The following is a 22,526-nucleotide window of genomic DNA, read 5'->3' on the forward strand; positions in this document are numbered from 1 at the left end:
TCGTCCGCCAGTCCGTGCCTGACCGCCGGCAGCGGGTGCCGCTCCCGCCAGAACGCCACGCGCCGGCGGGCGCCGCGGGTCGGCCTGAGCCAGGGGTGGCCCAGCAGCCCGTCCTCCGCGAGCGGGATGCGCGTCAGGGCGAGCGCCAGGCGCACGTCCGGGTTCCGGACCAGCTCGCGAGCGGTGAGCGGCTCGCGCAGACAGTCCAGCACGGTCCCCTCGAACGGCCCCAGTCCCTCCGGCTCCGGACCCGACGCGCACAGCGTCCTGCGCGGGCCGGTCTCGACGGCGCCCCGCAGGTGCAGGGCGACCACCGCCACCGTGACGGCGGCTCGCGGACCGCCGCCCAGCAGCGCGATCTCGTGCGGCTCCCACCCGATCTCCGTGCCACCGTCCACGACACCACCCCCGTGCGCCCCCGTGTTGCCGGGGGTTGCCGGGGGTTGTGCCCGCTGCCGGTGGCTCCTACGCGCGTTCAGCCACCGTGGTGCTCGTGGTGCCCGTGGTGCTCGTGCAGCCCCGGCCAGTCCTCCGGGCCGCCGCCCTGCCACTCGACCAGGTCGCTCGACTCGACGTCGGTCACGTACAGGTCGGCCAGCCGCAGCAGCTCGGCGACGTCGTCGATGTGCGAGGCGACGCCCAGCGTCTCCGCGCCCGACGTGACCCGGCGGGAGCCGTCGAGGGCGGGGGAGTGGACGACGATGTGCGGATGCTCCGGTGGGGGCGTCGTGGGAGGTGCCATGCCTTCAGGCTGCTGCGCGGACGCGGAAACCGCACCCCGGCGCACGCCGGTGAACGCCGAACGCCGAGCGGCGCCGGATGCGGGACCGTCCGCATCCGGCGCCGCTCGGCCGGTGAAGGTTCTTCACGTGGTGTCCGTCCGGCGGCGCGAGGCTGGGCGCGACAGGTCGTTCGCGCCGCCGGACGGAGTCGTGGGGGCCTCTTCGCGGGTTGCGAAGAGGCGGGGTGGCTGGGACCGCGGCGGTGCGACGGGCCGGAACGGCTCCTCCCCTCAGGTCGTAGGAGGAACGTCCGTGCCCTTCACCACCGCACTGGCTCGCTGGCCGCCGCGGTCCTCGCCCTGCCCGCGCCCGCACCTGGCGCTCACCCCTCATCCGGGCCGCTTCGGTGCCTGCGCGGGCCGCGCGCACGGTCCCGGCCTCCCCGGCCGGGTTCCGCGCGCGAGCCGGTGGGTCAGTCCTCGCGCAGGGCGCGGACCGCCTCCTCCACACGCTTGCCGTACTCCGGGTCGGCGGCGTGGAAGTGCGCGAGGTTCTTCTCGACCACGTCGCCCCGGGAGACCTGGGACAGGCCGCCGGCGATGTTCGCGACCAGTCGCTTCCGCTCCTCCTCGCTCATCAGCCGGTACAGCTCACCGGCCTGGAAGAAGGGGTCGTCCTTGGTGTGCAGCGGTGCCTCGTGGGTGCCCGTGTGACCGGACACCGGGAGCGGGGCCGCCAGCGGGCGGCCGGTCTCGGCCGGGCCGTCGTAGGAGTTCGGCTCGTAGTTCTTCGCCCCGCGGCCCTGGGAGCCGGACGCCATCAGGCCGTCACGGCCGTAGTTGTCCGCGCCGCCGGGCACCGCCTTCGGGGCGTTCACCGCGAGCTGGGTGTGGTTGACGCCCAGGCGGTAGCGGTGCGCGTCCGCGTAGGCGAACAGGCGGCCCTGGAGCATCTTGTCGGGGGACGGGCCGATGCCCGGAACGAAGTTGTTCGGGGAGAACGCGGCCTGCTCGACCTCGGCGAAGACGTTGTCCGGGTTGCGGTCGAGCACCAGCCGGCCCACGCGGCGCAGCGGGTGGTCGCCGTGCGGCCACACCTTGGTCACGTCGAACGGGTTGAAGCGGTAGCTCGCCGCCTCGGCCACCGGCATGAGCTGCACGTACAGCGTCCAGGACGGGTGCACACCGCGCTCGATCGCCTGCACGAGGTCCGTCTGGTGCGAGGTCGGGTCCTGGCCCGCGATCTCTGCCGCCTGCTCGGCGGTCAGGCTGCGGATGCCCTGGTCGGTCTTGAAGTGGTACTTGACGAAGAAGGACTCGCCCCTGCCGTTCGTCCACTGGTAGGTGTGCGAACCGAAACCGTCCATGTGGCGGTACGACGCCGGGATGCCGCGGTCTCCCATCAGCCAGGTCACCTGGTGCGTGACCTCGGGGGAGTGCGCCCAGAAGTCCCAGACGTTGTCCGGCTCCTGACGGCCCGTGAACGGATCGCGCTTCTGCGAGTGGATGAAGTCGGGGAATTTGATCGGGTCCTTGATGAAGAACACCGGGGTGTTGTTGCCGACGAGGTCGTAGTTGCCCTCCTCGGTGTAGAACTTCAGCGCGAAGCCGCGCGGGTCGCGGACCGCGTCCGCGCCGCCCAGGGAGTCGGCCACGGTGGAGAAGCGCGCGAACACCTCGGTGCGCCTGCCGACCGTGTTCAGGAAGTCGGCGTGCGTGTAGTCGGTGACGTCGTCGGTCACCTCGAAGTGGCCGTAGGCGCCGGAGCCGCGGGCGTGCACCACGCGCTCCGGGATGCGCTCGCGGTTGAAGCGGGCCAGCTTCTCGATGAGGTGCTGGTCCTGGATCAGGAGCGGCCCGCCGATGCCGGCGGAGGCGGAGTTCTGGTTGTCTGCGACCGGGGCGCCGGACTCCGTGGTGAGAGTTCGCGCCGTGGGCACGCGCTGCGACATCGTGGACCTTCCGTGGTCTTCCGTGCGAGGGGCAGCGGAAACTTGTTTCCGCTTCGTGGAGCCTAGATTTGGGACGAAGGCGCGTCAACAGTTTGTTGAAGTTGCGATGGGTTCCGGGCGGCGCCACCGCTCGGGCGCGACATGACAGGTGTCAGCGGCGGCGCCACCCGGAGGTCTCATGGGGTGCGGGCCGCTCAGGCCTGGCCGCCCTGGCCGCCGGAGAGGCGCTCCACGGCTCGGAGCAGGGCCGAGTGGTCCAGGCCGCCGTCCCCCTGGGCGCGCAGCGACGCGACGAGCTGGGCCACCACGGCGCCGACCGGCAGCGCGGCGCCCACGTTGCGGGCGGCGTCGGTGACGATGCCCATGTCCTTGTGGTGCAGGTCGATGCGGAAGCCCGGCTTGAAGTCGCGGCCCAGGAAGTTGTCCTTCTTCCGCGTCAGCACGGTGGAGCCCGCCAGGCCGCCGTTGAGCACGTCGAGGGCGGCCTTCAGGTCCACGCCCGACTTCTCCAGGAAGACGACCGCCTCGGCGCACGCCTGGATGTTCACGGCGACGATGAGCTGGTTGGCGGCCTTCACGGTCTGGCCCGAGCCGTGCGGACCGCACAGCACGATGGTCTTGCCGAGCGCCTCGAGCAGCGGCTTGGCCTCGTCGAAGTCGGCCTGCTCACCGCCGGCCATGATGGACAGCACGGCCTCGACGGCACCGGCCTCGCCGCCGGAGACGGGGGCGTCCAGGACGCGGATGCCCTTGTCCTTCGCGGCCTTCGCGAGGTCGACGGAGGTCTGCGGAGTGATCGAGGACATGTCGACCAGCAGCGCGCCGGACCGCGCGTTCTCCAGGATGCCGTCGGGGCCGTACGCGATCGCCTCGACCTGCGGCGACGCGGGCACCATGGTGACGACGACGTCCGCGTCGCGCACGGCCTCGGCGATCGAGCCGGCCACGGTGCCGCCGGCGGCGGACAGGCGGTCCAGCTTGTCCTGCTCCAGGGTGAAGCCGGTGACCCGGTAACCCGCCTTGATCAGGTTCTCGGACATGGGGGAGCCCATGATGCCGAGGCCGATCCAGGCGACGGAGGGAAGGTTGTTGCTCATGTGAGGGTGCCTCTCAGTACTGGGTGGTGATCAACGGGCGGCGCGGGCCTCGCGGGGCAGCCAGTCGAAGGCCTCGGCGCTCGGCCGGTCGCCCGGCTTGTACTCCAGGCCGACCCAGCCCTCGTAACCGGCCTTGGCCAGGCGGTCGAGCAGCTCCGCCAGCGGGAGGGAACCCGTGCCGGGGGCGCCGCGGCCCGGGTTGTCGGCGATCTGGACGTGGCCGGTCTTCGCGGCGTACGCGTCGATCACCTGCGGGAGGTCCTCGCCGTTCATGGACAGGTGGTAGAGGTCCATGAGGAACTTGGCGTTGCCGAGTCCGGTGGCCTCGTTGACCTTGTCGACGACCTCGATCGCGGCCGGCGCCGACACCAGCGGGTACAGCGGCGACTCGGGCGCGTTGAGCGCCTCGACCAGCAGGATCGCGCCGATCCGGTCGGCCGCGCGGGCGGCGAGGACCAGGTTCTCCAGCGCGAGCCGGTCCTGTTCGGCCGGGTCCACGCCCTCGACGCGGTTGCCGTACAGGGCGTTGAGGGCGGTGCAGCCCAGCGACCGCGCGAAGCCGGCGGCCACGTCGATGTTGGCGCGGAAGCGGTCCGACTCCTCGCCGGGGACCGACAGGGCGCCGCGGTCGGGGCCCGGGAGCCGCCCCGCGTAGAAGTTCAGCCCGGTGAGCCGGACGCCGGCGTCCTCGATGGCCGCCTTGAGTGCGTCGAGTTCGGACTGCTCAGGGGTGGGCGAGTCGATCCAGGGCCACCACAGCTCGACCGCGGTGAAGCCGGCCGCGGCGGCGGCCGCGGGACGCTCCAGGAGCGGGAGTTCCGTGAAGAGGATCGACAGGTTGACGTTGAAGCGCTGATCCGCAAATCCCATGGGGTGCCGCGCTCCCTTCCGCTTGGGGGTATGGTGTGGATTCCGTAATACGGAAGTTCGTTTCTGCTTAATGGAAGATTGCCGTCAGGCTTCCTGCCTTGTCAAGAGGGGGCGGCGGAAAGCGGTCACCGCGCGTTAGGTTGACGGCGTGAGATTGAGAGTGGAGTTCACGACCGAACCCTTCGACCTCGACGAGGCGCCCGCTCACGCGGTCGTCGCCCGGGAGGTCGTGGAGGCCGCCGAGCTGGACGCGGTCGACGTCGGCCCGTTCGGCAACACCGCGGAGGGCGGCACCGACCAGGTGCTCACCGCCGTCGACGCGCTGCTGCGCCGCTCCCTGCAGGCCGGCGCCACCCGGATCTCACTGCAGGTCAACGTGGTCGAGGTCGAGGTCGAGGAGGGTGAGCGGTGACCGGTCCGGGGGAGGAGTCCTTCATCGCGGCCGTGAAGCCCCTGATCGACGCCATCGGGGGCGAGCTGCTGCCGCCGGACGAGGCCGGCCGGGACGACGTGGTGCTCGCCTGGGAGGGCGCCGACGTCGTCGCCGTACGCCTGCCCCAGCTCGCCGACTCCCTGGATCACATCCTGACCGCCATGGAGCGCCGCCAGGGCGGACCGCTGGCCGACCTCGACCGCCGGACCAAGCAGGAGGTCGTACGGGCCCTGGAGGCGCGTGGCGCCTTCGCCGTACGGCACGGCGTGGAGACCGTTGCGAGCGCCCTCGGCGTCAGCCGCTTCACCGTCTACAACTACCTCAACCGTGAGAAGGGCACCTGACCTGCACGGTCCCGCGCGCCTCCGGCCGCCGTCCGGCAACCGGGCGGCGGCTTTTCTCACCCCGAATTTTCAACAAAGTGTTGACGGCTTGTTTCCGAGGGCGTTAGCTGTCGGCACGCCCGCTCAGCACAAGGCCACGGAGGCTCCCGTGACGTCCACTTCCGCGTCGGGCCTGGCCCGATTCAACACCCTCGAGGAGTCCGCGGCACGCGCCGAACTCCACGAGGCGTGCGCCTCCACGGCATGGGCCCGGCAACTGCTCGCCACCCGCCCCTTCACCACTCCCGAGGACCTGTACGCCGCCAGCGACGCCGCCATGGCCGGGCTGAGCGCCGAGGACCTCGCGGAGGCGATGGCAGGGCACCCGCCGATCGGCCGCCCCCAGCCGGGCGACCCCACCTCGTCCCGCGAACAGGCGGGAATGGCCTCGGCCGCCGACGAACTCAAGGCGGAGATGCTCCAACTGAACCTGGCCTACCAGGAGAAGTTCGGCCACGTCTTCCTCATCTGCGCCACCGGCCGGACCGGCGAGCAGTTGCGGGACGCGGCTCTGGAGCGGCTCGGCAACTCGCCCGAGCAGGAGCGGGAGATCGTCCGCACCGAACTGGGGAAGATCAACCGCATCCGCCTGAGCCGACTCGTCGAACAGGACGCCCAAGCATGAGCACCAGCACCAGCACCAGCACCAGCACCACCGCCTCCGTGTCCACGCACATCCTGGACACCAGCGCCGGCCGCCCCGCCGGGGGCGTCGCCGTCCACCTCAGTGCCCGCACCGGGCGCGAGGCGGACTGGAAGGATCTCGGCGGCTCCGCGACCGACGCGGACGGCCGGTGCAAGGACCTGCCGGCCCTGCCGGAGGGCACCACCCACGTACGGCTCGACTTCGACACCGAGACGTACTTCGCCAAGAAACAAGCCGCGGCCCAGCAGGACGCCCCCGCGCTCCGGGACAGCGAGAACGGCCGGCCCGTGTTCTTCCCCGAGGTCACCATCACCTTCGCGGTGGTGCCCGGCGAGCACTACCACGTTCCGCTGCTGCTCAACCCGTTCGGCTACTCCGTTTACCGAGGGAGCTGACCGAATCATGACCCGTTTCGTCCTGGGACAGAACCAGTACGGCAAGGCGGAGAACCGCGTTGTCAAGATCACGCGTGACGGCGACACGCACCACATCAAGGACCTGAACGTCTCCGTCGCCCTGTCCGGCGACATGGAGGAGGTCCACCGCAGCGGCTCCAACGCCAACGTCCTGCCGACCGACACCACCAAGAACACGGTGTTCGCCTTCGCCAAGGAGCACGGGATCCACAGCGCCGAGGACCTCGGCGTCAAGCTCGCCCGCCACTTCGTGGACGACAACGCGCCCATCCACCGGGCCCGCATCCGCGTCGAGGAGTACGGCTGGGAGCGGATCGAGACCTCGCAGGGCGGCGCCCGCTTCGTCGGCGCGGACGAGATCGCCCACTCCTTCGTCCGCACCGGCCAGGAGACCCGCGTCGCCGAGATCACCTACGACGGCCACGGCATCCAGGTGCTCTCCGGCTTCAAGGACCTCACCGTCCTGAACTCGACCAACTCCGAGTTCTTCGGCTTCCTCAAGGACAAGTACACCACCCTCCAGGAGGACCACGACCGCATCCTGGCCACCACCGTCTCCACCTGGTGGCGGCACAACTGGGACGGCGTCGACTCGCACGCCCCCGACTGGGACCGCTCGTACGGCGGGGTGCGCAAGCACGCGCTCCAGGCGTTCGCCGAGACCTACTCGTACTCGCTCCAGCAGACCCTCTTCGAGATGGGTGTGCGCGTGCTCAACACCCGCGACGAGGTCGACGAGATCCGCTTCTCGATGCCGAACAAGCACCACTTCCGCTCCGACCTGTCGCCCTTCGGGATCGACAACGAGGCCAAGGACGGCGCCGTCTACTACGTCGCCGACCGCCCCTACGGCCTGATCGAGGCCACCATCCTGCGGGACGGCGCCGAGCAGCTCATCCCGGTCGACATGACCAACCTCTGACCTGTTCTTCCACCACCATCTCGGCACCCGGAGCCGCGGCGCGGTCCCGGCACTCAAATCCTCCCAGGGTCCTGCCGTGCCCTCCCCGTGGGTACTCGACTCCCCGCCCATGGGCCCCACTGAAAGACAAGGAAGCAGCATGGCAGCTTCATCGGCAGCCGAGCGCACCGTCATCGAGCACGGTGCGATCGCCACCGTGGACGCGGGCGACACCGAGTACGCCTCGGGCCACGTGGTGATCGCCGGCAACAGGATCGAGTCCGTCGGCGCGGGTCCGGCACCCGAGGACCTGGCGAACGTCGTACGCCGGATCGACGCGACCGGCCACCTGGTCACACCAGGGCTGGTCAACACCCACCACCACTTCTACCAGTGGATCACCCGGGGCCTGGCCACCGACCACAACCTGTTCGACTGGCTGGTCGCCCTGTACCCGACCTGGGCGCGCATCGACGAGCCGATGGTCTACGCGGCGGCCCAGGGCTCGCTCGCGATGATGGCCCGCGGCGGCGTCACCACCGCCATGGACCACCACTACGTCCACCCGTGGGGCACCGGCGACCTGTCCGGCGCGATCATCCGCGCCGCCCGCGAAACGGGCGTCCGCTTCACCCTCGCCCGCGGCTCGATGGACCGCGGCGAGTCCGACGGCGGGCTGCCGCCGGACTTCGCGGTGGAGAGCCTGGACGGCGCGCTCGCCGCCACCGAGGCCACCGTCGAGGAGCACCACGACTCCTCCTTCGACGCCATGACCCAGGTCGCCGTGGCGCCCTGCTCGCCCTTCTCCGTCTCCACCGAACTGATGCGTCAGGGCGCGGAGTTGGCCCGTCGGCTCGGCGTGCGGCTGCACACCCACGGCTCGGAGACCGTGGAGGAGGAGAAGTTCTGCCACGAACTGTTCGGCATGGGCCCGACCGACTACTTCGAGTCCACCGGCTGGCTCGGCGAGGACGTGTGGATGGCGCACTGCGTCCACATGAACGACTCCGACATCGCCGCCTTCGCCCGCACCGGGACCGGCGTCGCCCACTGCCCGTCCTCCAACGCCCGCCTGGCCGCCGGCATCGCCCGCGTCCCCGACATGCTCGCCGCCGGCGTCCCGGTCGGCCTCGGCGTCGACGGCACCGCCTCCAACGAGTCCGGCGAACTCCACACCGAACTGCGCAACGCCCTGCTCGTCAACCGCCTCGGCGCCCACCGCGAGGCCGCGCTGAACGCCCGCAAGGCGCTGCGCCTGGGCACGTACGGCGGCGCCCGGGTCCTGGGCCGGGCCGCCGAGACCGGCTCACTGGAGGCGGGCAAGCTCGCCGACCTGGTGCTGTGGCGGATGGACACCCTCGCCCACTCCTCGATCGCCGACCCGGTGACGGCCCTCGTCCTCGGCGCCGCGGCCCCGGTCACGGCCTCGTTCGTGAACGGCCGGCAGATCGTCGAGGACGGCCGGCTGCTCACGGTCGACGAGGACGCCGTCGCCCGCTCCACCCGGGACGAGGCACGGCGCCTGGCGCGGATCACCGCCCAGGGCTGAACCCCGTACAACAACCGAATACCACGTGATCTCCGGCCGGGAGGGACGGCTCCCGGCCGGTAACCGTGGACCCGAGCGGGGTCCACGGTGGCCGACTCCGGGGCGTGCGCTTGTGCGCGCACGCCCCGGAGTGGCCTGCCGTTTCCCCGAACGGCCCGTCCGGGTCCCGCACGACCACCACCCGCACCACCTCCATGACACCCGCGTCAGAGCCGACGTGTAACCGACCGGAGGAACGCCGCCGTGGCCGACCACCCTGTTGACGAGAAACTCCCGCCACTCAAGATGGCGACGACCGGCCTCCAGCACGTGGCCGCCATGTACGCCGGAGTCGTCGCCCCACCCCTGATCGTCGGCGCGGCCATCGGCCTCACCGCCACCGAACTCACCTTCCTCACCGGCGCCTGCCTGTTCACCGCGGGCCTCGCCACCCTCCTGCAGACCCTGGGCATCTGGAAGATCGGCGCCCGGCTGCCCTTCGTCAACGGTGTCACCTTCGGGGGCGTCGCCCCCATGACCGCGATCGTCGCCTCCACCAACGACAAGACCGACGCGCTGCCGATCATCTTCGGCGCGGTCATCGTCGCCGGACTCCTGGGCTTCGTCGCCGCCCCCTTCTTCAGCAAGGCGATCCGCTTCTTCCCACCGGTCGTCACCGGCACCGTCATCACCCTGATAGGCATGTCCCTGCTGCCCGTCGCCTTCGGCTGGGCACAGGGTCCCAGCCCCACGGCGGACGACTACGGCTCGACCACCAACCTCGGCCTGGCCGGGATCACCCTCGTCATCGTCCTCGTCCTGCGCCGCTTCACCCGCGGCTTCGTCAAGCAGATCGCCGTGCTGCTCGGCCTGGTCGTCGGCACGCTCGTCGCGATCCCCTTCGGCGCCACGGACTTCGGCCCGGTCGCGGACGCGGACGTCCTCGGCTTCCCCACCCCCTTCCACTTCGGCGCCCCGCAGTTCCAGATCGCCGCGATCCTCTCGATGTGCGTGGTGATGGTGGTCTCGATGACCGAGTCCACCGCCGACATGCTGGCCCTCGGCGAGATCGTGGACCGCCCGGCCGACGAGAAGACCATCGCGGCCGGCCTGCGCGCCGACACCCTCGGTTCGGCGATCAGCCCGCTGTTCAACGGCTTCACGTGCAGCGCCTTCGCCCAGAACATCGGCCTGGTCGCCATGACGAAGATCCGCAGCCGCTACGTCGTCGCGGTGGGCGGGGGCTTCCTGGTCCTGATGGGCCTGTGCCCGATGGCGGCGTCGCTCATAGCCGTCGTACCCCGCCCGGTGCTCGGCGGCGCCGGCGTGGTTCTCTTCGGCTCGGTCGCGGCCAGCGGCATCCAGACCCTGGTCCGGGCGAGCCTGGACAAGGACAACAACGTCCTGATCGTGGCGGTCTCCCTGGCCGTCGGCATCATCCCGATCGCGGCGCCGGAGTTCTACCACGCGTTCCCGGAGAACGCGCGGATCGTCCTCGACTCGGGCATCTCGACCGGCTGCGTGGTCGCCATCCTGCTCAACCTGGCCTTCAACCACATCGGCGGCGGCGGGGAACGCGAAGCGGAGGAGGTAACCCACCCGATGGAGGCGGGAGACGAGATCACCGAGGCGTCCCGGGCCGTGGCCAGGGGGTGACTGGACAGTTTGTCCCGGCCGACACGCCGCGCAGTCGGCGTGTCGCCCGGGACAAACCGTCCAATCGTCACCTCAATGGCGCCGACACCGGCGCCACGCCCCGGCCGAGCAGCGTCGGCGGCAGTACGTCGGTGAGGTGGGTGCCGTCCACCGGTGCGCAGTTGACGGACCGGGCCGAGCACAACCGGCTGTACATCGCGGAGGCCGCGCCTCCTACGACACAGAACACCGCCCGGAGCCGCGGGACGCCTGATCCGGCCGCCTTACCGGCCTACAGGCCGAGCAGCCCCGGCTCCACCGCCAGTTCCTTGAAACGCTGCCGCGGGTCCGCCACCAGTCTGCGCTCGCGCAGATCCATCAGCCCGCCGACGCCCTCGACCTCGGCCGCGACCGTGCCGTCCGCCTTGCGGATGAGCTGCCGGATCCGGAAGGTCTTGCCCTCGCCCCACTCGAACGCACAGGTCACCGTGGTCTCGTCACCGGCGAGCAGCTCCCGCTGGAACCGGATGGTCGTCTCCAGGGCCACCGGCCCGATCCCGCGGGCGACCAGTTCCGCCTGCCGGATTCCGGCCGCCTGGAGCAGCGACCAACGGGCGTGCTCTGCGTAGTTCAGGTACACGGACTGGTTCAGATGGCCCTGGGTGTCGGTCTCGTACCCGCGGACGGTCACGGGTACGGAAAACGGCTCGCTCACCGCTGCTGCCTCTCCTCGTGGACGTGTGGACGTACTGCCCCGATTGATCTTGGCATGGAGCCGTCACACCTTCCGAGGGGAGGCCAGCAGATAGCGGGCGCGTGAGCGCGGCTCGGTGTGCTCCCCGACCTGCCATCCGGCCCGCTCCAGTGTCGCCGCACAGCCTCGCAGCGCGGTGCCGTCCGGTTCGTACACGGCGACGGCCTCCGGCTGCGGTGTTGCCCGCACCCGATACCCGTCGTCACCGGCCGGGCCCGCCGGACGATGCCCCGCCGCCTCCAGGGCGAGCGCGGCGGCCCGCACGAGATGCGACCGCTCCCACCCGCACGGCCGGTCCGTGCTCCCGTCGGGATGCGTCATCCGGCGCAGCTCAAGCAGCCCCTGCCAGGCACCGCGCACCTCCCGCAGCCGCGCGGACCCCACCTCGCCCGCGGCGGCCTCCTCCCCGCCGACCCGCGCGGCGAACACACCCCCGGCGTCCGGCGCGGCAGGCGCGGCAGGCGCGGGCGGCTTCGGCACGTCCGGCTCCCCGGTCGTCTCCCCGGCCGCCTCCCGTATCCGGTGCCCGGCCGGTGTCAGGAAGTGGTCGTGCGGCGGGCGCGGATGCCGGAAGGCGAGCCCCCGCTTCACCAGCGCCGCGAGCTGCGCCTCGGTGCCCTTCAGGCGTCCGGTCCCGGGATCGGCGGCGTCGATGACACGCCGCTGCGCGACGGTGGGCGACAGAGCCACGGCACCCCTCCTTCCCTCACCGGCGATCACGCCTTCGACGCCTTCGACGCCTACGAAGACTACGACGGAGGTCTGACATTCCAGGCGGCGATCACCGGCCGCCCGTGCTCCGTGCCCAGTCGGCACAGCGTGCCGGTGCCTAGCTGGAACAGCGCCCCGTGCGAGGGCGGAAGCCCCAGATGCCGCGCGGTCAGCACCCGCAGGAAGTGCCCGTGCGCCACCAGCACCACACACCCCTCGGTGTTGGCGAACGCGGCCTCCACCGTGGCCAGCACCCGGTCGGCCCGCTCACCCACCTGCTCGGGCGTCTCCCCGGGATGGTCCGGCGGCCCGGGCGTGACGCCGTCCGTGAACAGGAACCAGTCCGGCCGGCTCCGGTGGATCTCGACGGTCGTGATCCCCTCGTAGCCGCCGTAGTCCCACTCGTGCAGGTCCGGCTCGATCCGCACCTCGTGCAGCCCGATCAGCTCGGCCGTCTCCCGGGCCCGCTGGAACGGGCTGACGAAGGCGGCCCCGATCCGATGCGACCGGATCAACGGCACCAGACTCCGCGCCTGCTCCCGCCCCTTCTCGGTCAGCGGGACGTCCGTCAGCCCGGTGTGCCGCCCGGAGCGCGACCACTCGGTCTCACCGTGCCGGACCAGAAAAAGATCACCCATGCCCCCAGGCTACGGCGCGGGATCCGCCGCGGCCGCTTGTCAGTGCCGCCTGCTTCAGTGATCCCCGTGAGTGACAACTACCTGACCATAATGCCGACCGATCCCTGGTGGCAGCCCGCAGAGGAGGCGGCCGAGCGGGCCGCGGCGGTCGTGACCAAACTCCTTCCGGACCGGGACGGCCTGGGCGAGGAGGAGGTCAGGTGGCACGACACGGTCCAGGTTGTCGAGTGCGGGCAGAACCTGAAGCGCATCCTCTGCCCGGGATGCGGGGTGGAGCTGAGCTGGCAGTGGTGGGGCCAGGAGGTGACGCTCCGGTACGAGGAAGGCTTCACCACGCTGAGCACCACACCGCCCTGCTGCGGGGCCAGAACCTCGCTCAACGACCTGGTGTACGACTGGCCGTGCGGCTTCGCCCGGTTCGGGATCGACGTTCTGTACCCGGGGCGCGGCTGGCTGTCGGACGACGAACTCGCCCGCGTCGCGAACGCGCTCGGCCATCCGGTCCGCCAGGTCCTCTTCCACGGGTAGCACCCGTGGGTGCGCTACTGCCGGTACCCGCTCAGGAATCGGCCGATGCGGCCGATCGCCGCCTCCAGGTCGTCCGCGTGGGGGAGGGTCAGGATGCGGAAGTGGTCGGGGGACGGCCAGTTGAAGCCGGTGCCCTGGACGACCTGGATCTTCTCGCGCAGCAGCAGGTCCAGGACGAAGCGTTCGTCGTCGTGGACCTTGTGGACGGCCGGATCGATGCGCGGGAAGGCGTACAGCGCGCCCTGCGGCTTGACGCAGGAGACGCCGGGGATCTCGTTCAGCTTCTCCCAGGCCGTGTCGCGCTGTTCACGCAGTCGTCCGCCCGGAGCGGTCAGCTCGTGGATGGACTGGCGGCCGCCGAGCGCGGCCTGGATGGCGTACTGGGCGGGCGCGTTGGCGCACAGGCGCATGGAGGCCAGCATGGTCAGGCCCTCCAGGTAGTCGCGCGCGTGCTGCCGCGGGCCCGTGACCACCATCCAGCCGGAGCGGAAGCCCGCCACCCGGTACGTCTTGGACAGGCCGCAGAAGGTGAGGACGACCAGGTCGGGGGCGAGGGCGGCGGCCGAGTGGTGCACGGCGTCGTCGTACAGGATCTGGTCGTAGATCTCGTCAGCGAAGACCATCAGGCCGTGCCTGCGGGCGAGGCCGAGGATGCCCTCGACGATCTCCTTGGGGTAGACCGCGCCGGTGGGGTTGTTGGGGTTGATGATGACGACCGCCTTGGTGCGGTCGGTGATCTTCGACTCCATGTCGGCCAGGTCCGGGTACCAGTTGGCCTGCTCGTCGCAGAGGTAGTGCACCGCCTTGCCGCCCGCGAGGGTGGTCACCGCCGTCCAGAGGGGGAAGTCGGGGGCGGGGATCAGGACCTCGTCGCCGTCCTCCAGCAGGGCCTGTACGGCCATGGAGATCAGCTCGGAGACGCCGTTGCCGAGGAAGACGTCGTCGACGTCCACCTCCAGGCCGAGCGCCTGATAGCGCTGGGCGACGGCCCGGCGGGCGGAGAGGATGCCGCGCGAGTCCGTGTAGCCGTGCGCCCGCGGCAGCATGCGGATCATGTCCTGGACGATCTCCTCCGGCGCCTCGAACCCGAAGAGCGCCGGGTTGCCGGTGTTCAGGCGCAGCACGCTGTGGCCCGCCTCCTCCAGCGCGTTGGCGTGCTCGATGACCGGGCCGCGGATCTCGTAACAGACCTCGCTGAGCTTGTTCGACTGCCGGAACTCCATGCGCGGCTTCCCCTCCGGAAACTTGTGTTGCTTGGTTTTACCAAGTACGAGCTTGGAAAGTCCAACAACTTGTCTACACTGCGTCGCATGTCACCTCGCCCTCGCCGTAGCTACGACCAGTACTGTTCCGCCGCCCGCGCGCTCGACGCCGTCGGCGACCGCTGGACCCTGCTGATCGTCCGGGAGCTGCTCGCCGGACCGCGGCGCTACACCGACCTGCACGCCGACCTGCCCGGCGTCAGCACGGACGTACTCGCCTCGCGGCTCAAGGAAATGGAGCGCGAGGGGCTGACGACCCGGCGCCGGCTGCCCCCGCCCGGCGCCGCGTACGTCTACGAACTCACCGCGCGGGGGCGTGGTCTGCTGCCGGTGCTGGAGGCGCTCGGCGCGTGGGGCGCCGGCGAGCTGGGGGAGCGGCGGCCCACCGACGCCGTACGCGCCCACTGGTTCGCACTGCCCCTGCGGCGGGCTCTGCGGGAGGCGGGGGCGGAGGAGGGTCTTGTCGAAGTCCGGCTGGACGAGGGGGAGTTCCACCTCCACGCGGGTGACGCGGAGGACGGCCCCGTGTACGGCGACGGGCCCGCGCCCGGGGAGCCCGACGCCCGGCTCGTGCTGGACGCCGTGACGTGCGCGGCCCTCGGGCGCGGGGAGACCGGCCTGCGGGACGCGGTGCGGGACGGCCGGGTCGAGGTGACCGGCGACGGCACCGCGGCCAAGGTGCTGCGGGAGGAGTAGAACGGCAGAAGGCCCGCCAGAGGCGGGCCTTCTGATGGGGCGTCGGGCCTGGGAGGTCAGGCCGCCGGCGGCACCCGTGACGGCCGGCCGGGCCCGCGGGTCAGCGCGTAGCCGCCGATGCCCGCGAGCGCGGCCAGTACGGCACCGACCCCGGTCCACACCCAGCGGTCCGACCACCAGCCCGACGACCAGCCGTCCTCCGGTTCGATGGCGGACAGTACGGCGCTTTCGTCCTCCTCGGCACCCTCGTCGGTGCCGGACGTCACCGCGATACCCGGCACCAGCGGCTCGGACAGCGAACCGTCCACCGCCGCGGCCCCGCCGATGTCCTTCGAGTCCACCCGCACCTCGGCGGAGACCGGGACACCGAGGTCGGACGCCGGGACGTCCACCGCCGTCAGCCGGACGTAGTACGTGCCCGGCAGCGGGTCGTTGGCCCACGGCTCGGACCAGGCACGCACGGTGCGCAGCACGCAGGCCAGCTCGACGGAGGAGGCGCCCGCGTCCGCGGTGCGGGACTGGGCGCCGTACTGGCAGGCCTGGCGGCGGCGCAGACCGTCGTAGACGTCGACCCGCCAGGTCTGGGCGGCGTGCGTCTCGGGCAGCTTCACCGTGGCCTTCACGGTGGGACGCTGTCCGGCGTCGGCCGGGAACGACCAGTACAGGTAGTCGCCCGCGGAAGCGTTCGCCGTGGCGTCCTGCCCCTGCTCGAACTCGACCGCCGTACGGAAGGACGTGCCCGCCGTGGTCGGTGCGTCACCATCCTGCGAAGGGCTCGCGGAGGGTGAGGAGTCGGCCGCCGCAGGAGCCGCGGCGAGGCCGAGGAGCAGCACCGCCACGCTCAACACTCGGGTGTACCGCATCAGTTGGTCCTCCAGATCGCGAGCCGCCAGCGCGACAGCCAGCCCCACAGCAGACCGGCGACGAAGCCGACGAGCACCAGCACGCCGAGCAGCCACCAGCCGCGACCGAGGCCGAAAGCGGCCACGTCGTCGGAGTCGCCCGGACCGTCCACGACATCGATGGTCAGCTCCAGCGGCAGTCCCGGCGTGGTCTTCACGCCGGACGCGACGGAGAAGGAGTTGGTGACCTGGAGGCACACGGCCTCGGCCGAGGCGGCGGCATCGTCGTCGTCATCGCTCTCCGCCTTCGGGTACCGCAGCCCCGTCGAGAGCACGTCGGTACGGCCGTTGCCCGACGCCTCACCGCGCACGATCTCCCGGCCGTGCGTCGTCACCGCCCGCAGCAGCACGCCGTAGGACGGGTTCACGGCCCGGTCGGCGCCCACGCTCACCGAGGCGCGCAGCTCCTGGCCCGGCTCCACGTCCACCCGGTACCAGCGCTGCTGCCCGAACTCCTCGCGGTCGGTGTACAGCCCCGACTTGAGCGTCGGCGCCTTCGCACACGCGTCCGCGCCCTCGGTGGCGACCGGAGTCACCACCGGGTCGGCCGCCCGGTCCACCAACTGGTTGACCTTGTCGGTCAGTTCGTCGGTGTGCTGGACCGAGGTGTACGTGCCGCCGGTCGCCTCGGCGATGCAGCTAAGCTGCTTGCGCAGCTTGGTGTTGGGGACCAGGCCCAGCGTGTCGATGGTGATCCCGATGCCCTTGGCGGCGATCTCGCGGGCCACCTCGCACGGGTCCAGCGGGGCGCAGGTGTCCTCGCCGTCGCTGATCAGCACGATGCGCTTGGAGCCGTCGCCGCCGTCGAGATCGTCGGCCGCCTTGAGCAGCGCGGGGCCGATCGGCGTCCAGCCGGTGGGCGAGAGGGTCGCCACCGCCGTCTTCGCCTCGGTGCGGTCCAGCGGGCCCACCGGATAGAGCTGCGCGGTGTCCTTGCAGCCGGTCTTGCGGTCGTCGCCCGGGTAGTCCGCGCCCAGGGTCCGGATCCCGAGCTGCACCTCCTCCGGCGTCGCGTCGAGCACCTCGTTGAACGCCTGCTTCGCCGCGGCCATGCGCGTACCGCCGTCGATGTCCCGCGCCCGCATCGAACCGCTGACGTCGAGCACGAGGTCGACCTTCGGCGCGTCCTCACCCGTGGGTTCACCGGCGGCCGCCCCGGCCGGGAATGCCATCCCGGCCGTCAGCGCGGCGAGCAGGGCACAGGCCCCCGCCGCCAGCCGTGTTCTTATGATCATCGGCGGATCCTATTGACCCGTGGTGCCGGGCTCCAAAACGAGACCGCGCCGATGCCCCGACTTCACCTCCGGTGCAGGGGATTGGGCAGCTCCGTCCACAGATCACCCGCGTTCCCCGGTGAAGTCCGCATCAGCGTCAGCGCCTTCACCGGCAGCGGCTCCTCGCGCAGCGCCACGAGGTCTTTGGTGCGCGGCAGTTCGAGTACGGCCGCCTCCAGCGCCTTGCGCAACGCGGCACCCGAACCCGCCGTCGCCGCCAGCGCGCCCGCCACCAGCGAGCCGAACAACTTGCGGCGCAGCGCCACCGGGTCGTCCGTGAGTATCCGCGCGGGCAGAGCGGGCGCGGCGATGCCGTGCCGTGCCAGGCGGGCCGGGGCGACGCGGATGTCGGCCAGATCGCGGTAGACCAGGCGCAGCGGATCGCCCGTCGCGGACAGCACGACGAGGAGGTTCTGGCCGTGTGCCTCCAGCGCCACGCCCAGCTCCAGCGCGCGCAGCCCGACGGTGAGCGCGAGACGGGCGAAGGCGGCGAGCCAGGCGGGGGAGCGGGGCAGTCCGGTGGTCGCCAACGCCGCCACGGGGACGACATGCTCGCCGGGGGCGGCATACACCTGCGGTGACTCGCGCAGTACGGCGGCCAGGTCGGGGGAGTGGGCGGTGACGGCGCCCAGCGTCCGCGTCACGTGGAGCAGGCCGTCCATCCGCCCCGCCAGCTCCTCCCCGAACGACGACAGGGCCGCCGACGCGGCGACCGAGCCGACCGAGATGTCCCGCACCGAGGACGTCAGCCGGGCGCTCAGCGCGGTCTTGACGTGCGGGCCGCCGGGCACGGCGAGGGTCCGCAGGGACATCAGCGGATGCGCGGCGAGCCCCGCCTCGCAGGGCCGCTTGAGCACATGCGCGGCCTGCCACGGATGCACCGGCACCAGCAAGGCCGCCCCGTCCCGCAGCTCCCGCGGCCACACCCCCGTCACCAGGCACTCCGCCGCCGGGACCGGCACCAGACCGAGACCCACCACCGGCCCGTGCTCGGGCCCGTACGCGAGCTGCTCCGCCACCGAGAAACCCGGCCGCGAACGGCAGCCGGGGTGGTACGGGTGCCCGTCCACCACCCGCCGCTCCCAGCCCCAGTCACTGTCCGGCCACTCGTCCGGGTGATTCTCCCGCACCGTCTCCGGCGCCGTCTCCCGCGCGGCCTCCCGCACCGTCCGGGGCTGCGCGGCACGCGACAGCGCCAACGACGCCACGCTGTGACCGAGTTCGGCGGCGAACCCCGCCGAGTGCGGTACGGCGAGGTCGGTCGTCAGCCGCCCCGGATCGTCGTACGCGACCTCGTCCAGCCGTACCACCGGGACGTACGCGTCCGTGCGGTACGGGTCGGCGGCCGGGCCCGACAGCCGGCGGCCGTCCCGAAGACGCAGGACGAGCCCGTCCCCGGCGGACTCCCGGCCCTCGATCCACGGCAGTGGTTCGTGCGCGAAGGCACGCCACAGCCGGGACAGCACGGCCGCGCGTGCGCCGGGCAGCTCGGCCGCGAACCGGGCGGTCAGGGCGGGACGGACGGCCGCCAGCTCGCCGGCGACCTCGGCCGCTGCGCTGGGTGGACGATGCACGGGCGGACTCCTCGGGTACGGGCAACGGCGGCACGGCACAAGGCCGACGAGAGACATACTGATCGTCCTGACCGTCTCCGTCCTCTCCGCATGGACCGACCGTAGGGAACGAGTGGAACGAGTGGAACGCGTGGATCTCCTGCCCCCACCCACCGGCGCCGACGCCGCCTCCCGGGCCGCAGCCGCCGTCCGGGGCGACGTCGAGCGCCGCGCCGACGCCTACGCGGCCGTACCGCTGCTCAACTGCCTGCTGCGCGAGGTGGCCGAACCGCTGCCGGGGCCCGGCGCCCGGCCCGTGTACCGGCTGCCCGGCGGGAGACTGCTGCGGGTGCGCGACGGCCGCCGGCCCGCCGAACCGGAGGTCCGCACGGCGGACGGCACGGCGGACGGCACGGCGGACGGCACGGCGGACGGGTGGCACCGGGTCGACCACGCCGGTCTTGTGCGGCTCGTCACCGAGGAACTGCGCCTGCACACCGGCCTGTCCAACCACGAACTCCCCACCGAGATGACCGACAGCCGCGACACGGTGGCCGCACTGCTGACGGCACGCGCGCGTGCGACCCCGCCCGAGGACCGGTACCTGCGCTCCGAGCAGTCCCTGCTCACCGGGCACACCCACCACCCCGCCCCCAAAGCACGCGGCGGCGGCCCGCACACCCGCTGGCTGCCGTACGCGCCCGAGGCGCACGCCCGTTTCCCGCTGGCGCTGCTCGCCGCGCGCGAGGACACCGTCGTCGACGAGGGAGACACCGCCGCCCTGGACGCCCTCGGCCAGGCCCCGCCCGGCTACCGGCTGCTGCCCGCCCACCCCTGGCAACTGGCCCTGACGGCCCCCGCCCTCGCCCCGGCCTTCGCCGACGGCCGTCTCCTGCGGGTCGGCACGACCGGCTTCTTCGCCTGGCCGACGGCCGCCATCCGCACGGTGTACGCGCCCGAGTACCTTCCCGGACGGGACCTGTTCCTGAAGTTCAGCCTCGACGTGCGCGTCACCAACGACATCCGCCGCCTGTGGCGCCACGACCTGCTGAGGCTGCGCCGCACCGACACGGCGGTCACCGAGGCCTTCGCCTCCGTCGGGCCCCCCGCGGCCTGGCTCGGCGACCGCGGCTACCGCACCGCCGACTTCGCCTTCGAGGAACTGGCCGTCGTCGTCCGCGACGGACTGCGCGGACACGTCCTGCCCGGCGCGACCCCGCTGCTCGCCGCCGCGCTCGTGGAGGGCTTCCCCGGCAGCCCGCTGGCCCGCACCCCGGACCCGGCGGCCTGGTGGGAGGCGTACCTCGACGCCGTCGTCCCGCCCGTACTGACCGCCTTCGACGACGACGGCGTCGTCCTGGAGGCGCATCTGCAGAACACCCTGGTCGCCGTGGACGCCGCCGGCACACCGGTGCAGGCCCTGTTCCGGGACGCGGAGGGCGTCAAGCTGCTGCCGGACATCTCCCGCGCCGCCGGCTGGGAGCGGCTGGTGTACTGCCTGGTCGTCAACCACCTCAGCGAGGTCGCCGCCGCCCTGGCCGAACACCATCCCGGCCTCGACCCCTGGCCCGCAGTCCGCCGCGCCCTGGCCCGCCACGACCTCCCCGAGATCCCCGCCCTGCTCGCCGCCCCCACCCTCCCCGGCAAGACCAACCTCCTGCTGCGCTGGACCGGCGCGGACGGCGCCGACGCCCGCTACCGCCCCCTGCCCAACCCGCTGCGCGGGACGTGAGCGGCGGGCCGGAAATCCCGTGCCGTGCCTTCCCCCGGTGGTGCACACTCACCGCATGGCGGACATGGACGCGTTCCGGGACGAGATCGCCCGCTGGGCGGCCGGCGGCACCGGCGGTACGGCGGGCGCTCTGGCGGCGGACCTGACTGGGGATGCGGCGGCGGATCTGGCGACGGACCTCGGGCTGCGGACGGCGGTGCTCCTGGAAGGCCCCAGCGACCTCGCCGCCGTCGAGGCCCTGGCCGCGCGCGAGGACCGGGACCTGACCGCCGAGGGCGTGGCCGTGGTGTCGATGGGCGGCGCGATGAGCGTCGGCCGCTACGCCGGCCTGCTCGGCCCACCCGGCCTCGGCCTGCGCCTGACCGGCCTCTGCGACGCCCGCGAGGAGCCCTTCTACGACCGGGGCTGGCAACGGGCGGGAGCCCCAAGGGACTTCTTCGTCTGCGCGGCCGACCTGGAGGACGAGCTGATCCGCGCACTCGGCCCCGCGCGGGTCGAGGAGGTCGTACGGGCCGAAGGCGAACTCCGCCCCTGGCAGACCTTCCTGGGCCAGCCCGCCCAGCACGGCCGCTCCCGGCAGCAGCAGTTGCGCCGCTTCCTCAGCACCAAGAAGGGCCGCAAGATCCGCTACGGCAGCCTCCTGGTGGAAGCCCTCGACCCCGGCCGGGCCCCGGCACCGCTCGCCCATCTCCTCGCGGGGCTGTGACAGGTCCCGCTCGTGCGTACCGTCCCGGACCAGTGCCTCCACGACGGAATCCGCACCGCCGACGTGGTGTCGGGAGCCTCCCGTCCGGGACCCCTATGCACGGGCACGCGCCTGTCGGAGCGGTGCCCCGGCAGCGTGGAGGCTGGTGAGGGCCTGCCGGTAGGAGGCGATCAGGCCGGTCTCCAGGTAGTCCACGTTCAGTTCCTCGCAGTGGCGCCGGACGAGGCCGCGGGCCTTGCGGAGGTTGGGGCTGGGCATGCTCGGGAACAGGTGGTGCTCGATCTGGTGGTTCAGCCCGCCGAGCGCGAGGTCGGTGAACCAGCCCCCGTTCACGTTGCGTGAGGTGAGCACCTGGCGGCGGAGGAAGTCCGGCCGGTCCTCACCCGTCAGGATCGGCATGCCCTTGTGGTTGGGAGCGAACAGCGAGCCGAGGTAGAGGCCGAACAGGCCCTGGTGGACGGCGATGAAGGCGAGCGCCATGCAGGGCGGCAGGACCCAGAACACGGCGGACAGATAGACCGCGCAGTGCGCGAACAGCAGAATGCCGTCGAGCGTCCGGTGCTTGAGCGAGCGGTTGGCCAGCGCCCTTCCGCTCGCCACGTGCAGGTTGAAGCCCTCCAGGGTGAGGAGCGGAAAGAACAGAAACGCCTGTCGGCGGCCGATCAGGCGGGGGAGTCCCGTGGCGGCCCGCGCCTGCTCCGGGGACCAGACCAGCACGTCGGGCTCGACATCGGGATCGAGGTCCTCGTGGTTGGGGTTGGCGTGGTGACGAGTGTGCTTGTCCTGCCACCAGCCGTAACCCATCCCGATACCGGCTCCGGCGATCCGCCCGGACACCTCGCTGGGCCGACGCCGACGGAACACCTGCCGGTGCGCCACATCGTGCGCGACCAGGGCGACCTGGCCGAAGACGACCGCCATGACGGCGGCCACCGTCAGCGTCCACCACGTGTCGCCGAGCGCGACGAAGGCGATCCACCCGCCGGCGTAGAACGCGGCCACGACGGTGATCCGGAGTGCGTAGTAGCCGGGGCGACGCGCCAGCAGCCCGGCCTCCGTGATCTTTCTCGACAACCGGGCGAAGTCACTGCCGCGGCTCTCCGGGGGTGGACGGCGGTCCGTGCTGATGGTCATAGCGGTGACTCTCTGCGATGAGGGCAGGCAGGGTTCCCTCACAGGAAGGTCTCA

Annotated in this window: 25 protein-coding genes; 11 read left to right on the forward strand and 14 right to left on the reverse strand. The window is 72.0% G+C overall.

The window, feature by feature from the left end; genetic code table 11:
* The 5 genes from KUM40_RS17165 to KUM40_RS17185 all read right to left on the reverse strand — a co-directional run.
* Positions 1-398, reverse strand: a 398-nt coding sequence (locus KUM40_RS17165; protein WP_217166854.1) for a TIGR04222 domain-containing membrane protein, incomplete at its 3' end; no start/stop codon positions are given.
* 77 nt (positions 399-475) lie between these two features.
* Positions 476-742, reverse strand: coding sequence for a hypothetical protein (locus tag KUM40_RS17170; protein ID WP_217166855.1), 267 nt, complete (start codon positions 740-742; stop codon positions 476-478).
* Positions 743-1,194: 452 nt separating this feature from the next.
* Positions 1,195-2,673 carry a catalase gene (locus KUM40_RS17175; protein ID WP_217166856.1) on the reverse strand — a complete coding sequence of 493 codons (1,479 nt, stop codon included), beginning with the start codon at positions 2,671-2,673 and terminating at the stop codon, positions 1,195-1,197.
* 194 nt (positions 2,674-2,867) lie between these two features.
* Positions 2,868-3,770 carry a 2-hydroxy-3-oxopropionate reductase gene (locus KUM40_RS17180; protein WP_217166857.1) on the reverse strand — a complete coding sequence of 301 codons (903 nt, stop codon included), beginning with the start codon at positions 3,768-3,770 and terminating at the stop codon, positions 2,868-2,870.
* 30 nt (positions 3,771-3,800) lie between these two features.
* Positions 3,801-4,640: a TIM barrel protein gene (locus tag KUM40_RS17185; protein WP_217166858.1), complete on the reverse strand. Its 840-nt coding sequence runs from the start codon at positions 4,638-4,640 to the stop codon at positions 3,801-3,803.
* A gap of 148 nt (positions 4,641-4,788) precedes the next feature.
* Between KUM40_RS17185 and KUM40_RS17190 the strand changes: the two genes are divergently transcribed.
* The 7 genes from KUM40_RS17190 (at position 4,789) to KUM40_RS17220 (ending at position 10,603) form a co-directional block, all read left to right on the forward strand.
* Positions 4,789-5,052, forward strand: coding sequence for a thiamine-binding protein (locus tag KUM40_RS17190; RefSeq protein ID WP_217166859.1), 264 nt, complete (start codon positions 4,789-4,791; stop codon positions 5,050-5,052).
* Entirely contained in the window at positions 5,049-5,417 is a 369-nt protein-coding gene (locus tag KUM40_RS17195; protein ID WP_217166860.1) for a helix-turn-helix domain-containing protein, read from the forward strand. Before KUM40_RS17190 ends, KUM40_RS17195 begins: the two co-directional genes overlap by 4 nt.
* Positions 5,418-5,565: 148 nt before the next feature.
* The gene (gene uraD / locus KUM40_RS17200) at positions 5,566-6,081 is read left to right on the forward strand and encodes a 2-oxo-4-hydroxy-4-carboxy-5-ureidoimidazoline decarboxylase (RefSeq protein ID WP_217166861.1); all 516 of its coding nucleotides are present in this window, start codon (positions 5,566-5,568) and stop codon (positions 6,079-6,081) included.
* Entirely contained in the window at positions 6,078-6,497 is a 420-nt protein-coding gene (gene uraH / locus KUM40_RS17205; RefSeq protein ID WP_217166862.1) for a hydroxyisourate hydrolase, read from the forward strand. Before uraD ends, uraH begins: the two co-directional genes overlap by 4 nt.
* 7 nt (positions 6,498-6,504) lie before the next feature.
* Complete coding sequence (pucL, locus tag KUM40_RS17210; RefSeq protein WP_217166863.1) at positions 6,505-7,440, forward strand: factor-independent urate hydroxylase; 936 nt, start codon at positions 6,505-6,507, stop codon at positions 7,438-7,440.
* Positions 7,441-7,579: 139 nt separating this feature from the next.
* Positions 7,580-8,968, forward strand: coding sequence for an 8-oxoguanine deaminase (locus tag KUM40_RS17215; RefSeq protein ID WP_217166864.1), 1,389 nt, complete (start codon positions 7,580-7,582; stop codon positions 8,966-8,968).
* A gap of 243 nt (positions 8,969-9,211) precedes the next feature.
* A complete protein-coding gene (locus tag KUM40_RS17220; protein WP_217166865.1) occupies positions 9,212-10,603 on the forward strand; it encodes a nucleobase:cation symporter-2 family protein in 1,392 nt (463 codons plus the stop codon).
* A gap of 67 nt (positions 10,604-10,670) precedes the next feature.
* Here KUM40_RS17220 and KUM40_RS42145 read toward each other — a convergent pair whose 3' ends face one another.
* From KUM40_RS42145 to KUM40_RS17235, 4 genes are all read right to left on the reverse strand, one after another.
* Positions 10,671-10,799: a hypothetical protein gene (locus tag KUM40_RS42145; protein ID WP_302180870.1), complete on the reverse strand. Its 129-nt coding sequence runs from the start codon at positions 10,797-10,799 to the stop codon at positions 10,671-10,673.
* A 75-nt stretch (positions 10,800-10,874) separates the two neighbouring features.
* Entirely contained in the window at positions 10,875-11,297 is a 423-nt protein-coding gene (locus tag KUM40_RS17225; RefSeq protein ID WP_217166866.1) for a thioesterase family protein, read from the reverse strand.
* A gap of 63 nt (positions 11,298-11,360) precedes the next feature.
* Complete coding sequence (locus KUM40_RS17230; RefSeq protein ID WP_217166867.1) at positions 11,361-12,026, reverse strand: hypothetical protein; 666 nt, start codon at positions 12,024-12,026, stop codon at positions 11,361-11,363.
* A 59-nt stretch (positions 12,027-12,085) separates the two neighbouring features.
* Entirely contained in the window at positions 12,086-12,685 is a 600-nt protein-coding gene (locus KUM40_RS17235) for a histidine phosphatase family protein (protein WP_217166868.1), read from the reverse strand.
* A 66-nt stretch (positions 12,686-12,751) separates the two neighbouring features.
* On the opposite strand from KUM40_RS17235, the gene KUM40_RS17240 reads away from it, so the two are divergent.
* Positions 12,752-13,213: a hypothetical protein gene (locus KUM40_RS17240; RefSeq protein WP_217166869.1), complete on the forward strand. Its 462-nt coding sequence runs from the start codon at positions 12,752-12,754 to the stop codon at positions 13,211-13,213.
* 14 nt (positions 13,214-13,227) lie between these two features.
* Here the strand turns inward: KUM40_RS17240 and KUM40_RS17245 are convergent, their stop codons facing one another.
* Complete coding sequence (locus KUM40_RS17245) at positions 13,228-14,436, reverse strand: pyridoxal phosphate-dependent aminotransferase (RefSeq protein ID WP_217166870.1); 1,209 nt, start codon at positions 14,434-14,436, stop codon at positions 13,228-13,230.
* Between the two features lie 87 nt (positions 14,437-14,523).
* On the opposite strand from KUM40_RS17245, the gene KUM40_RS17250 reads away from it, so the two are divergent.
* The gene (locus tag KUM40_RS17250) at positions 14,524-15,171 is read left to right on the forward strand and encodes a winged helix-turn-helix transcriptional regulator (protein WP_217166871.1); all 648 of its coding nucleotides are present in this window, start codon (positions 14,524-14,526) and stop codon (positions 15,169-15,171) included.
* A 56-nt stretch (positions 15,172-15,227) separates the two neighbouring features.
* Here the strand turns inward: KUM40_RS17250 and KUM40_RS17255 are convergent, their stop codons facing one another.
* From KUM40_RS17255 to KUM40_RS17265, 3 genes are all read right to left on the reverse strand, one after another.
* Positions 15,228-16,034: a hypothetical protein gene (locus KUM40_RS17255; RefSeq protein ID WP_217166872.1), complete on the reverse strand. Its 807-nt coding sequence runs from the start codon at positions 16,032-16,034 to the stop codon at positions 15,228-15,230.
* Entirely contained in the window at positions 16,034-17,308 is a 1,275-nt protein-coding gene (locus KUM40_RS17260) for a VWA domain-containing protein (protein WP_217166873.1), read from the reverse strand. Before KUM40_RS17260 ends, KUM40_RS17255 begins: the two co-directional genes overlap by 1 nt.
* 62 nt (positions 17,309-17,370) lie before the next feature.
* On the reverse strand, positions 17,371-18,921 hold the full coding sequence (locus KUM40_RS17265) for an IucA/IucC family protein (protein ID WP_217166874.1): 1,551 nt from the start codon (positions 18,919-18,921) through the stop codon (positions 17,371-17,373).
* 121 nt (positions 18,922-19,042) lie between these two features.
* On the opposite strand from KUM40_RS17265, the gene KUM40_RS17270 reads away from it, so the two are divergent.
* The gene (locus tag KUM40_RS17270) at positions 19,043-20,632 is read left to right on the forward strand and encodes an IucA/IucC family protein (RefSeq protein ID WP_217166875.1); all 1,590 of its coding nucleotides are present in this window, start codon (positions 19,043-19,045) and stop codon (positions 20,630-20,632) included.
* Positions 20,633-20,687: 55 nt separating this feature from the next.
* On the forward strand, positions 20,688-21,338 hold the full coding sequence (locus KUM40_RS17275) for a TOPRIM nucleotidyl transferase/hydrolase domain-containing protein (RefSeq protein ID WP_217166876.1): 651 nt from the start codon (positions 20,688-20,690) through the stop codon (positions 21,336-21,338).
* 93 nt (positions 21,339-21,431) lie between these two features.
* On the opposite strand, the gene KUM40_RS17280 is transcribed toward KUM40_RS17275, so the two are convergent.
* Positions 21,432-22,472 carry an acyl-CoA desaturase gene (locus tag KUM40_RS17280; RefSeq protein ID WP_217166877.1) on the reverse strand — a complete coding sequence of 347 codons (1,041 nt, stop codon included), beginning with the start codon at positions 22,470-22,472 and terminating at the stop codon, positions 21,432-21,434.
* Between the last annotated feature and the right edge of the window lie 54 nt (positions 22,473-22,526).

The organism is Streptomyces sp. AC512_CC834 (genome assembly GCF_019049325.1).
Classification (GTDB): Bacteria; Actinomycetota; Actinomycetes; order Streptomycetales; family Streptomycetaceae; genus Streptomyces.